Source organism: Corynebacterium frankenforstense, assembly GCF_030211955.1.
GTDB classification, from domain to species: Bacteria; Actinomycetota; Actinomycetes; order Mycobacteriales; family Mycobacteriaceae; genus Corynebacterium; species Corynebacterium frankenforstense_A.
Genome location: NZ_JASODI010000008.1, coordinates 45,352 through 58,430, shown reverse-complemented (window position 1 = coordinate 58,430; position 13,079 = coordinate 45,352). Strand labels below are relative to the sequence as shown.

Below are 13,079 nucleotides of genomic sequence, written 5' to 3'. Positions count from 1 at the left end.
CACGGTCCGGGCTTCCTCGTCGGAGGCCCTGACCGCCGGCCACCGCTGGAAGCGGGAGCGTCAAGACATGAAAAAACGGAGGCTCTTTCCCGGGGCCCTGCCGTTCGTGTCCAGGCACCGTCGCGATGAGTCGCTTCGGTGTCAGACTCCCACCGCCACTGGTGACGGGGGACTGCCGCGTGACCTTACACGCACCGCCGGGTGCTGCACAAATCCCGCTTCCCGTGATCGTCCCCGATTGACGACGTCGCGCCCCCCGGTGCGAGCGCGTGCGGCTGCTGCGTGGGGCCGGCGCCGGGCGCCGGCGTGGGCGCGCCCGCCGGCGAGACGCGCTCCGAGCTGCCTGCCGCGCGCCGACCTGCCTCGCGCGCGCCGGCGTGGTTGCTACTCGAACTCGTAGCGCGGCGGCTCGATGTTGAATCCGTCGAGCGAGTCGAGGAAGCGCTGGAGCTCGGCGCGCATGTCCCGCCGCACCCCGCAGTTGATCGTGTAGGGCTCCGGCCGCGTCAGGGTCGACGGCTCCGGCGGCCGGGTCCGCTCGTTCTCGATGATCGTCCGCAGGCGCCGCACCTCGCGGCGGGTCCTCCCGGACGCCCAGTTTTCGGCCAACGAGTTCGCCCTCGGGTCACGCACCCCGACCCGCTCGGCGACGTAGCGGATCGCCTCGTCACGGGCCATCCCGTTGGTGGCCTCCCAGTCCCGTAAGAGCCTCCCGTTGTGCGCGTCCACCTCGGCGCGGGCGGCGAGCTCGGCCTCTTCGTGGGCACGCCGTTGTGCGGCGTTGTACTCCTCGACCTCGCGCGCCCGGGCCTCCTTGCGTCGGCGCCGCAGCCACATCAGACCGAAGATGACCGGCAGCAGGATCAGCGCCACCGTGCTGATCGCCGGTATCGGGTCGATCACCCGCGGCTCGGTGGACAGGTAGGGGCCGTTGACCGCCTCGTCGTAGATCCGTATCGGCATCCCGACGAACGCGCAGACGCCGATGTACGCGGCGAACCAGCACACGAAGGTGAGCACCAGGACCCGCAGCATGGACATCCGGGGCGGCGGCTCCTTCTGGACCGGGTCCGGCAGCGGTCCGGGCAGCGGCGTCTTTCTCGGCGGGGTGAAGAAGAGGCCCGTGCGCAGCGCGTCGTCGCGCCACTCGGGCCGCTTCCAGCGCGGGAAGTCCGCGACCACCCGCGCCACCCGCTCGGCCACCATGTCCAGCCAGTGTTCACAGGCCTCCTCGTAGTCCCGGAGGTAGTTCAGCGCCCGCGGCCGGAACTCCCTTGAGTACCCGCGCCCCACCCCGTCGCGCCACAGCGCGTAGTTGATGTGGCTCATGGTCTCGAAGCCGGCGTTCATGTCCGCGTGCATCGCGTCGACCGAGTCGCGGAGGTCCTGCAGCCCCTCGTCGACCCTGTCGAGGCCGTCGCGGACCACGTCCCTCGTCTCGGCGAGCAGTGTCTGGCTGCGCCGGGCGTTGCGGTTCGCGTTGACCGCCGCGGCCGCGTTGATCCCGTTGCCGATCACGCTGGAGGTGAGGAGCCACTTCTGCTTCGACGCCAGATCGCGGGTTGCGCCGGTCATGTCCGCGTAGTAACCGCTCATCTCTTCGTTGGTGGTCACCCTGTCACCTCCGGATCCTCACCGGCGCCCTGCCGGTTCACCTCGGATCATTGTCACCCGTAACCGGCGGAACAACCGTCGGGTGCGGGGAACGCTCCCCTCGGACGGGTCAGGCCGCGTCGAGCCCGGTGATGAACCCCGCGAGCCGTCCGGCCGCCTCGCCCAGCGCGTCGAGGAACGCCTCCGGGCGCTCGGTGTCCGCGCTGAAGGTGACCGTGTACTCGACCGCGTCCGCCAGCGGCGTGTAGCAGATCCCGAAGCCGCCGGGCGTGGTCGGCGCGAAGGCGTAGCGCACCACCTGCACGTCCGAGCCGACGGAGGTCGTCGACAGGAAGTCGGTGCACGCGGCGGCCAGCCCCGGATCCCGCAGGAACTCGGGGTCCTCCCCCAGCTCCTGCGCCGTCCAGCCGAGCGCCCACAGGTGCCGGTCCACGCCGCGGCCGGTCTTGCAGGCCTTGACCCAGTCACGGTGGGCGTCGAGGGCCGCCTGGAGCCCGGCACGGTCCGCCGAGCCCGCCGGCAGCGTGCGGGCAAACGTGACGGCGGCCGGGGTGACCGGGCGCAGGCACTCGGTGCGCCCGGCGGCGTACTCGCGCATGTCGACGGCCTCGTAGACCGCCCGCACCCGCCCGTAGGCGGCGAGCTGCGCGACGGTCATGACCAGCTGCGCGTAGGCGTCGGCGCTGAGCTTCATGTTCTTCGGCCGCGGCCGTGCCACCCGCCGGATCTCCAGGTCCGGCAGCGCGTGCTCCGGTGCGGCGAGGTCGCGGGTCCACGTCAGCTCCTGCGGCGCCCGATTGCCGACGTCGCGCCCCTCCCCCGCGGCGGTTCCCGCACCGTCGGTGTCGGTTGCGGCGAGCGCGTCTGCCCGGTCGCCGGCGTCGGCGCCGGCGAGCCCGGCCTGGATGTCGGCGACGGTCTGCACCAGCGTGGCGCCGTCGACGGTGGAGTGCTCGACGAGCAGTGCGGCCCAGCCGGAGTCGTCGGCGGCCAGCTCGTAGGTCAGGGGCTTATACGTCCAGTAGTGACCGGTGGCGAAGGCGCCAGCGCGCAGCCGGCCGGCCTCATCGGTCACCCCGGCCATCGAGGCGTCTCCGGGGGCGGGCACCGAGACGCAGAAGAGCGCGCGGGAGAGCCGCTCGTGCACGTCCGTGTTGCCGGGTTCGGTGAGCCAGGCGCGGAACCTGTCGTCCCCGCTGCCACGGTAGGAGGCGTCGGTGAATCCGGGTTCCTCCCCCACTCCGTCCGGGGCGGAACCACCGTTGGCCGCCAGGATCCGGGCGAACCCGGCCGCCAGCTCGGCGCGCGGGACGGCCCGGCACGCGGATGCCGCCGCGCAGGCAGTCCCACTGCCCGGCGGCCAGATCGTTGCCGCGCGCGTCGAAGCGGGCGCCGGTCTCACCGGCGGCCTCGGCGAGGTGGACGCGGGCCGCGGCGTGCACCACCTCGGCGAGACGCTCCACCCCGCGGGAGTAGGTCTCCAGGTTGATCTGGAACGAGACGTTCGAGCTCAGCGGCAGCGGCTCCCGGGTGACCAGGTAGCCGTCCAGCCAGCGCTCGGCGAGCCCAGCTGGAGCCGGCGGCCGCGCGCTCGGCGGCGTAGTTCTCCAGGGCCTCCTGGATGCGTGGACCTGCGCCCACGGCGAAGTCGTGGGCCAGACGGTGGGTGGGCGCGGCGTCGTCAATTACGGCGTCAACGCAGCTCAGGGTGCTTTCGAGCGTGTCGTTGAGGGGTGGCACGGGAAGTGGCTTCACCCGCGCCAGGCTACCGGTTCGAACCCGCGCCGTCCTGCCCGTCAGCGGTTCCGGGCTCCGGGTGCCCCCAGCCATCCTGCGGGTGCTGCGGCCGGGCCGCGCCCGGGGCCGGACGCGCGTCGCCAGCGTACCAGGCGGCTATGCCGCCCAGCTGCGGGTCCCTCATGGCCGGGTCGTTCTCGCGGAAGCGGCGCTTGCCGGTGCGGCGGGGGTCGTAGCCGCGCGCCGACCAGAGCAGCACGAGCACCAGCACCACACCGCAGGCCGCCAGGAGCAGCAGCACCAGGCCGATCAGCGCGATCTCTCCCCAACCGATGTTCATGGCCGCGAGGGTACAAGGTGGCCGCGGACACTGCACTCTCCAAGCGTCACTCATGCACCACGGTTGTGTGTGGATGTGTATTTTGTGTGAACTTGTGTGGTTTGTGTGTAACGGCCCGGCGGCCCGCCAAACCGCAGGCAGACGCGACGACGCCCCGCCCTCCGCTGGGGAGGACGGGGCGCCGGGCGCGGCTCAGGCGCGGACTACATCTCGAACTCGTCGAGCGGCACGGAGGCGCCGGTGAACTCGCCACCGAAGTCGTCGCCGTAGATCGACTCGCCGAAGGTCGGGATCGGGTACGCGGCGTTGCGCGCCGCCTCGGTCGGCTTGACCGAGATGTTGCGGTAGCGCGAGATGCCGGTGCCGGCCGGGATCAGCTTGCCGATGATCACGTTCTCCTTCAGGCCGATCAGCTTGTCGGAGCGCTTGTTGATCGCGGCGTCCGTGAGCACGCGGGTGGTCTCCTGGAAGGAGGCCGCCGACAGCCAGGACTCCGTGGCCAGCGAGGCCTTGGTGATGCCCATGATCTCGCTGCGCAGCTCGGCCGGGTCGCCGTTGGAGGCCAGGGCCTCCGCGTTGGCGGCCTTCGCCTCCGAGAGGTCCACCAGGGTGCCCGGGAGGAACTCGGTGGAACCGGAATCGATGACGGTGCCACGACGCAGCATCTGGCGGATGATGATCTCGATGTGCTTGTCGTGGATGGACACACCCTGGGTGCGGTAGACCGCCTGGACCTCGTCGATCAGGTGCTTCTCCACCCCGCGGCGGCCGAGGACCTCGAGCACGTCGTGCGGGTCGGCCGGGCCACGCAGCAGGCGGTCGCCCACCTCGACGTGGTCGCCCTCGCGCAGCGCGCGCTCGATGGTGGCCTGCGGGTTGGACTCCATCGGACGACGCACCTGGGCCAGGCCCTGGCGCTTCGACAGCTTCTCGTAGACAATGTCGTCGCCGCCGTCGTCCGGCGAGAGACGCAGGGTGTAGAAGTTGCCCTGGTCCTCGAGGTGCACCGTGCCGGCCGCCGAGGCGATCGGGGCGCAGTTCTTCGGCACGCGGGCCTCGAACAGCTCCTGGACACGCGGCAGACCACCGGTGATGTCGCCGCCGACGCCGCCCTGGTGGAACGTACGCATCGTCAGCTGGGTACCGGGCTCACCGATCGACTGGGCGGCGACGATGCCGACGGCCTCGCCGATCTCGACCAGCTTGCCGGTCGCCATCGACTTGCCGTAGCACTTCGCGCACACGCCGGCCGGGGTCTCACAGGTCAGCACGGAGCGGACCTTGATCTCGGTGACGCCACCGTCGACCAGCTTGTTGATGTTGGTCTCGTTGAGGTCGGAACCGGCCTCGAGGACGACCTCGCCGTCCGCGTTCGAGGCGTCGGTGGCCAGGACGCGGCCGGCGACCGTGGTCTCGTTGAGCGGGTGCGGCGCGTAGCCGGTGACGTTGCCCTCGGCGTCGAGGAGCTCCTCGGCGACCGGGACGCGCACGCCCTGGCGGGTGCCGCAGTCCTCCTCGCGGACGATGACGTCCTGGGCGACGTCGACCAGACGACGCGTCAGGTAACCGGAGTCGGCGGTACGCAGGGCGGTGTCGGCCAGGCCCTTACGGGAACCGTGGGAATTGTTGAAGTACTCCATCACCGACAGGCCCTCACGGAAGGAGGTCTTGATCGGGCGGGTGATGTACTCACCGCGCGAGTTCACGACCATGCCCTTCATGCCGGCCAGGGTCCAGATCTGACGCATGTTGCCGGCGGCGCCCGACTTCACGATCATCGGGATCGGGTTGTCGTCCGGGTACAGGGCCTCGACGGCCTCGCCGACCTCGTTGGTGGCGGTCTGCCACAGCTCGACCAGGCGGTCGTAGCGGTCGCGCTCGGTCAGGGCACCCTTATCCCAGAACTTGCGCTCGATCTGGCGGGCCTCTTCCTCGTAGCGCTCGAGGATCTCGTGCTTGTTGGGCAGGACGAGCACGTCGGCCATGGAGATGGTCACACCCGACCGGGTGGCCCAGTAGAAGCCGGCGTCCTTCATCTTGTCCATCGTCTGCGCGACGGTGATCATCGGGTACTTCGCGGCGAGGTCGTTGATGACGTCGCCGAGCAGGATCTTGCCGGAGCCGCCGCCCTTACGGATCATGACGCCCTCGCGGTACGGGTAGTCCCACGGCAGCAACTCGTTGAACATGATCCGGCCGAGCGTGGTCTCCGCCAGCCAGGTCTGGCCGCGCTGCCAGCCCTCCGGGAACTGCTCCTTCTCGATCTCCTCCGGCGGACGCAGGTGGGAGATGCGCACGTGGATCGGGGCCTGCAGGCCCAGCACGCCACGGTCGCGCGCCATGATCGCCTCGGCCATGTTGGTGTAGACGCCCTCGGCCGGGTGGTCCTCGGACGGCGCGACGTAGCAGCCCTGGCCGCCCAGCTCGTCCGGGCCCTTGTACATGGTCAGGAAGTACAGGCCGGTGACCATGTCCAGTCGCGGCATGGCCAGCGGCTTACCGGAGGCCGGCGACAGGATGTTGTTCGAGGCGAGCATCAGGATGCGGGCCTCGGCCTGCGCCTCTGCGGACAGCGGCAGGTGCACGGCCATCTGGTCACCGTCGAAGTCGGCGTTGAAGGCCTCACAGGCCAGCGGGTGCAGCTGGATGGCCTTGCCCTCGACGAGCTTCGGCTCGAAGGCCTGGATGCCCAGGCGGTGCAGGGTCGGGGCGCGGTTGAGCATCACCGGGTGCTCGGAGATGGCCTCCTCGAGCACGTCCCACACCTCGGGGCGCTGACGCTCGACCATGCGCTTGGCGGACTTGATGTTCTGCGCGTAGTCGTGCTCGACCAGGCGCTTCATCACGAACGGCTTGAACAGCTCGAGGGCCATCAGCTTCGGCAGGCCGCACTCGTGCAGCTTGAGCTGCGGGCCGACGATGATGACGGAACGGCCGGAGTAGTCGACACGCTTACCCAGCAGGTTCTGACGGAAGCGGCCCTGCTTGCCCTTGAGCAGGTCGGACAGCGACTTCAGCGGGCGGTTGCCCGGGCCGGTGACCGGACGGCCGCGACGGCCGTTGTCGAACAGCGCGTCGACGGACTCCTGCAGCATGCGCTTCTCGTTGTTCACGATGATCTCGGGGGCGCCGAGGTCGATCATGCGCTTGAGGCGGTTGTTGCGGTTGATCACGCGACGGTAGAGGTCGTTGAGGTCGGAGGTCGCGAAGCGGCCGCCGTCGAGCTGCACCATCGGGCGCAGCTCCGGCGGGATGACCGGGATCGCGTCCAGGACCATGCCGGCCGGGTCGTTGCCGGAGCGCTGGAAGGCGGCGACCACGCGCAGGCGCTTGAGGGCGCGCATCTTGCGCTGGCCCTTGCCGTTGGCGATGGTCTCGCGCAGGCTCTCGGCCTCGGCGTCGAGGTCGAAGTTGCGGATCAGGGTCTGGATGGCCTCCGCGCCCATGCCACCGGTGAAGTAGTCCTCGTAGCGGTCGACGAGCTCCTCGTAGATGGACTCGTCGATGATCATCTGCTTCGGGGCGAGCTTGACGAAGGTGTTCCAGATCTCGTCGAGGCGCTCGATCTCGCGCTCGGAGCGCTCGCGGATGTGCTGCATCTCCTTGTCCGCGGCGTTCTGCACCTTGCGGCGGGCGTCGGCCTTGGCGCCGGCGGCCTCGAGCTCGGCGAGGTCCTCCTCGAGCTTCTTGGAGCGCTCGGCGATCTCGGAGTCGGCGTCGTGCTCGACGTCCTGCTTCTCCAGCAGCATCTCCGCCTCGAGGTCCTCGAGGTCCGCGTGGCGGGCCTCGTCGTCGACGCTGGTGATGATGTTGGCGGCGAAGTAGATGATGCGCTCGAGATCCTTGGGCGCCAGGTCCAGCAGGTAGCCCAGGCGCGAGGGCACGCCCTTGAAGTACCAGATGTGGGTGACCGGCGCGGCCAGCTCGATGTGGCCCATGCGCTCACGGCGCACCTTGGACTTGGTCACCTCGACGCCGCAGCGCTCACAGATGATGCCCTTGTAGCGGACGCGCTTGTACTTGCCGCACTGGCACTCCCAGTCGCGGGTCGGCCCGAAGATGCGCTCGCAGAACAGGCCGTCCTTCTCGGGCTTGAGGGTGCGGTAGTTGATGGTCTCCGGCTTCTTGACCTCGCCCTTGGACCAACGGCGGATGTCCTCGGCGGTGGCCAGGCCGATGCGAAGCTCGTCGAAGAGGTTTACGTCGAACACGTAACTCCCTTTCACCTCCCCTTGGGGGAGGGATTGAAATGGCGGTAAGAGAACTTGACGGTGTGAGGCCCCTGCCCCGGGTGATTGCCGACGCCGCGTCAGTTGCGCGGTGCGGTTCTCACCCGTGGGCGGGGGTCGCCGTGGTTATGCGATGTCGGCGTCGGAACGCTCGTCGCGGGAGAGGTTGATGCCCAGCGACGAGCCCTCCATGTCGTCGTCGTCGGAGCCGGAGAGCTCCATCGGCGTGCCGTCGGCGGAGAGTACCTCCACGTTCAGGCACAGCGACTGCAGCTCCTTGAGCAGCACCTTGAACGACTCGGGGATGCCCGGGTCCGGGATGTTGTCGCCCTTGACGATCGCCTCGTAGACCTTCACGCGGCCCACAACGTCGTCCGACTTGATGGTCAGCAGCTCCTGCAGGGTGTAGGCCGCGCCGTACGCCTGCATGGCCCACACCTCCATCTCGCCGAAGCGCTGGCCACCGAACTGGGCCTTACCACCGAGCGGCTGCTGGGTGATCATCGAGTACGGGCCGGTGGAGCGGGCGTGGATCTTCTCGTCGACCAGGTGGTGCAGCTTCAGCATGTACATGTAGCCGACCGAGACCGGGTACTGGAAGGGCTCGCCAGAGCGGCCGTCGAAGAGGCGGGTCTTGCCGTCGCCGTCGACCATGACGTCGCCGTCACGGTTGGGCAGCGAGTTCTGCAGCAGGCCGGCGATCTCGGTGTTGCTCGCGCCGTCGAAGACCGGGGTGGCCGTCAGCGAACCGGCGGGGACGTCGTAGAGGTCCTCCGGCAGCGTCTTGAGCAGCTCCTCGTTCTTCGGGTCGTCCGGGTCCACGTGCCAGCCGGCGGCGGCGAGCCAGCCGAGGTGGGTCTCGAGGACCTGACCGATGTTCATACGACGCGGGACACCGTGGGTGTTCAGGATGATGTCCATCGGGGTGCCGTCCTCCATGAACGGCATGTCCTCCGGCGGCAGGATCTTGCCGACGACACCCTTGTTGCCGTGGCGGCCGGCGAGCTTGTCGCCGTCCTGGATCTTGCGCTTCTGGGCGACGTAGACGCGGATCATCTCGTTGACGCCCGCGGCCAGGTCGTCGTCGTCCTCACGCGAGAAGCGGCGCACGCCGATGACCTTGCCGGTCTCGCCGTGGGGCACCTTCAGGGAGGTGTCGCGCACCTCGCGGGCCTTCTCACCGAAGATGGCGCGCAGCAGGCGCTCCTCCGGGGTCAGCTCGGTCTCGCCCTTCGGGGTGACCTTGCCGACGAGGATGTCACCGGCGCGCACGTCGGCGCCGATGCGCACGATGCCGTGCTCGTCGAGGTCGCTGAGCACGTCCTCGGAGACGTTCGGGATCTCGCGGGTGATCTCCTCGGCGCCCAGCTTGGTGTCGCGCGCGTCGATCTCGTGCTCCTCGATGTGGATCGAGGTGAGGATGTCCTCCTCGACGATGCGCTGGTTGAGGATGATGGCGTCCTCGTAGTTGTGGCCCTCCCACGGCATGAACGCGACCAGGAGGTTGCGGCCCAGCGACATCTCGCCCTGGTCGGTGCCGGGGCCGTCGGCCAGCACCTGGCCGACCTCGACGCGGTCACCGATGTTGACCAGCGGCGTCTGGTTGTAGCAGGTGCCCTGGTTGGTGCGCTCGAACTTGCGCAGGATGTAGGTGTGGCGGGAGCCCTCGTCGTCCATCACGGTGATGAAGTCGGCGGCGAGGTCCTCGACCACGCCGGCGTGCTTCGAGATGATGAGGTCGCCGGCGTCGTAGGCGGCCGGCTTCTCCATGCCGGTGCCCACGTACGGGGACTCGGAGCGCAGCAGCGGCACGGCCTGACGCTGCATGTTCGCGCCCATCAGGGCACGGTTGGCGTCGTCGTGCTCCAGGAACGGAATCATAGCGGTGGCCACGGAGACCATCTGGCGCGGCGAGACGTCGAGGTAGTCGACTCCCTGCGGGCCGGTGACCTGGATGTCGCCGTCCTTGACTCGGACCTCGATGCGCTCCTGGACGATCTCACCGTCGGCGTTGACCGCGGTGTTCGCCTCGGCGATGGCGTAGCGGTCCTCCTCGTCGGCGGTGAGGTACTCGACGGTGTCGGTGACCTTGCCGTCGACGACCTTGCGGTACGGCGTCTCGATGAAGCCGAAGGAGTTCACGCGGGCGTAGGTGGCCAGCGAGCCGATCAGGCCGATGTTCGGGCCCTCAGGGGTCTCGATCGGGCACATGCGGCCGTAGTGCGACGGGTGGACGTCGCGGACCTCGATGCCGGCGCGCTCACGCGACAGGCCGCCGGGGCCCAGGGCCGAGAGGCGGCGCTTGTGGGTCAGGCCCGACAGCGAGTTGTTCTGGTCCATGAACTGCGAGAGCTGGGAGGTGCCGAAGAACTCGCGAATGGCGGCGGAGACCGGGCGGACGTTGATCAGCGAGGTCGGCGTGATCGACTCCGCGTCCTGGGTGGTCATGCGCTCGCGCACGACGCGCTCCATGCGGGACAGGCCGACGCGGACCTGGTTCTGGATCAGCTCGCCGACGGTACGCAGACGACGGTTGCCGAAGTGGTCGATGTCGTCGGTCTCGACGCGGATGGTCTCGCCGTTGGGGGCGGTCATCTCGCGCTCGCCGGCGTGCAGCCGGACGAGGTACTCGAGGATGGTGGCGATGTCCTCCTCGGTCAGCGTCATCAGACCGTCGTGGTCGCCGCCCAGGCCGAGCTTGCGGTTGACCTTGTAACGGCCGACCTTGGCCAGGTCGTAGCGCTTCGGCTTGAAGAAGGCGTTGTCGAGCAGCGACTGGGCCAGCTCGCGGGTGGGCTGCTCGCCCGGACGCTGCTTACGGTAGATCTCGAGCAGGGCCTGGTCGGTGTTCTCCACGCCGTCGTTCTCGAGGGTGGACATCATCAGCTCGGAGAAGCCGAACCGCTCGGTGATCTGCTGGGTGGTCCAGCCGAGCGCCTTGAGCAGGACGGTCACCGGCTGGCGACGCTTGCGGTCGATGCGCACGCCGACGGTGTCCCGCTTGTCGACGTCGAACTCGAGCCACGCACCGCGCGACGGGATGACCTTCACGGAGTGCAGGGGGCGCTCCGTGGACTTGTCGATGGTCCGGTCGAAGTAGACGCCGGGCGAGCGGACCAGCTGCGAGACGACGACACGCTCGGTGCCGTTGACGATGAAGGTGCCCTTGTCGGTCATCATCGGGAAGTCACCGATGAAGACGGTCTGGGACTTGATCTCCTGCGTCTCGTTGTTGATGAACTCCGCGGTAACGTACAGCGGGGCCGCGTAGTTGATGTCCTTGTCCTTGCACTCCTCGATGGAGCACTTCACGTCCTCGAAACGCGGCTCGGACAGCGAGAGAGACATGTTGCCGGAGTAGTCCTCGATCGGCGAGAGCTCGTTGAGGATGTCCTCGAGGCCGCTGCCGACGACGGCGTCCTCGCCGCGCTCGGCCTGCTTGCGGGCACGCCAGTCCGGCGTTCCGATCAGCCAGGCGAAAGACTCGCGCTGCAGATCGAGGAGCCCCGGGATCTCGATGGGCTCCGTGTACTTAGCGAAAGAGTGGCGCTTGGGCGCGCCAGGGATGTCGGCCACTGACTTGGTCTGGCGGGAGACTGCCAAGATGGGTCCTTCCAGCACCTCGTGCGGAGAGCCTGGCCGCCTGGGCGCGGGCGGCGGCATATCCGCTGGTAGATTAGCATTTTTCTCTGCTTTGGAATCCCCGCCCCCGGATAGCACAAAATCACCTTGTCAAATCGCCTCGTAAATTTGAGGCGTCAGCAAGGCGGTGCGGCACCGGCGGCGGATTCCAGCGCAAAGAAATAGCCTATACCACGTATGGCGCTCACGCAAGGACTGTGTTAAGGGTCGTCGGCGCGCGCCCGTGCGCTCCCGGAATGCGAGGTTTTCCCTTCCGGGCGGCCAGCGGCGGTGCGCCGGGAGCGAAGCGCCGGGAGCAGCGCGCCGGCCGCTACTCGGAGCGGGTGACCCGGCGCGCGGCCGGGCGGTCCCCGTCGTCGGCGCTGCGCGCGGCCCGACGGTCCTCACCGTTCCGGCGTCGTCCGCCGAAGACGCCGAAGGAACCGAGGACGCCGAGGAGCGCGACCAGTGCGCCGATGATTCCGAGCGCCCAGGAGACCGGAACGGTCGCGCCGGCGGCGTCGGCCTCGGACGCGGCGTCGAGAAGCTCGGAGACCTGAGAGTCGTCCATGGTTCCGTCGAACTCGAGGACCTCCTGGACCTTCTGCCCGTCCGGGGTGCCGTAGTAGTCGTCGATCTTCTCGTCGATCTTGACCACCAGGCCCGTGGTCTGGTCGACATAGTAGTCACGCTCGGCGGAGTGGAAGAGGTACCCCTTCTCCCCCGTGTCGGCCGGGGCCGCAGGCGCCGGGGACTCACCGTCGGGGGCCTCGCCCTCCGGGTTCTCTCCCTCCGGCGCCTCGGGCTGGGCGCCCTCCTCCGGAGCCGGTGCCTCGCCCTCGGGGGTTTCGCCCTCAGCGGGCTCTCCCTCGGCGGGCGCGGCGGGCGGCTCGGGCGCGGGCAGACGCGTCTCGTTGAAGACGCCGGCGTAGCGCTCGCGCACGTTGGCCGGCTCGATGACCTGGTGGTAGCGGTAGACCTCGCGGCCGTCGATCTCGAGCTCCTCCTGGAACTCCGCCGGGTGGGCCTCACGCAGGGTCTCGTCGAAGACGTCGTAGGTGGTCTGCTGGGCGTCGGCGGGGAACTTCAGCCACACCCCGCCCATGTCGACCTCGGTGGTCGGGCTGGCCAGCTGGTCGCTGAGCAGCGCCGCTCCCTCGGGCCGGCCGGAGAGACGGTCCATCCGCCAGTTCCACACGCCGGCGGTGATCAGGCGGTCCGCGTCGTCCTGCAGGCTGTCGCGCGAGAGCGTCGAGCCGACGCGCACGGAGACGGTGTCATCATCCGAGGGCTCCTCGAGGGTGAGGTGGTACTGGCGCGAGACCGGCGAGTCGAGCACCCGCCCGTCAGGGTCGGTCATCAGCCGGGTGCGCGCGGAGTCGTCGTGCACGGTCCAGGTCTGCTGGCCGATGTCGAGGGGCAGGCGGGCGTCGGCGGGCAGCAGTCGCGGGGCGAGGAGCCCCGCGACCAGCAGCGCGACTCCAAGCCCCACCAGCAGGGCAGAGACGACTCGGGACTTCGGCAGCATGGCCGCGAGT

6 protein-coding genes and 1 pseudogene are annotated in these 13,079 nt (G+C 69.2%); all 7 read right to left on the bottom strand.

The window, feature by feature from the left end; translation table 11 throughout:
- Positions 1–384: 384 nt before the first annotated feature.
- On the bottom strand, positions 385–1,614 hold the full coding sequence (locus tag QP119_RS05570) for a hypothetical protein (protein ID WP_284774313.1): 1,230 nt from the start codon (positions 1,612–1,614) through the stop codon (positions 385–387).
- 109 nt (positions 1,615–1,723) lie between these two features.
- Positions 1,724–3,128, bottom strand: a pseudogene (locus QP119_RS05565) (choline/carnitine O-acyltransferase).
- On the bottom strand, positions 3,013–3,444 hold the full coding sequence (locus tag QP119_RS11850; protein WP_423777762.1) for a choline/carnitine O-acyltransferase: 432 nt from the start codon (positions 3,442–3,444) through the stop codon (positions 3,013–3,015). Before QP119_RS11850 ends, QP119_RS05565 begins: the two are co-directional and overlap by 116 nt.
- The gene (locus tag QP119_RS05560) at positions 3,380–3,691 is read right to left on the bottom strand and encodes a hypothetical protein (protein WP_284774311.1); all 312 of its coding nucleotides are present in this window, start codon (positions 3,689–3,691) and stop codon (positions 3,380–3,382) included. The genes QP119_RS11850 and QP119_RS05560 overlap by 65 nt, the downstream gene beginning before the upstream one ends.
- A gap of 203 nt (positions 3,692–3,894) precedes the next feature.
- Positions 3,895–7,902: a DNA-directed RNA polymerase subunit beta' gene (locus QP119_RS05555; RefSeq protein ID WP_284774308.1), complete on the bottom strand. Its 4,008-nt coding sequence runs from the start codon at positions 7,900–7,902 to the stop codon at positions 3,895–3,897.
- Positions 7,903–8,046: 144 nt separating this feature from the next.
- Positions 8,047–11,541: a DNA-directed RNA polymerase subunit beta gene (locus tag QP119_RS05550; protein ID WP_284774306.1), complete on the bottom strand. Its 3,495-nt coding sequence runs from the start codon at positions 11,539–11,541 to the stop codon at positions 8,047–8,049.
- Positions 11,542–11,872: 331 nt separating this feature from the next.
- Entirely contained in the window at positions 11,873–13,069 is a 1,197-nt protein-coding gene (locus QP119_RS05545; protein ID WP_284774304.1) for a DUF3068 domain-containing protein, read from the bottom strand.
- Positions 13,070–13,079 lie beyond the last annotated feature (10 nt).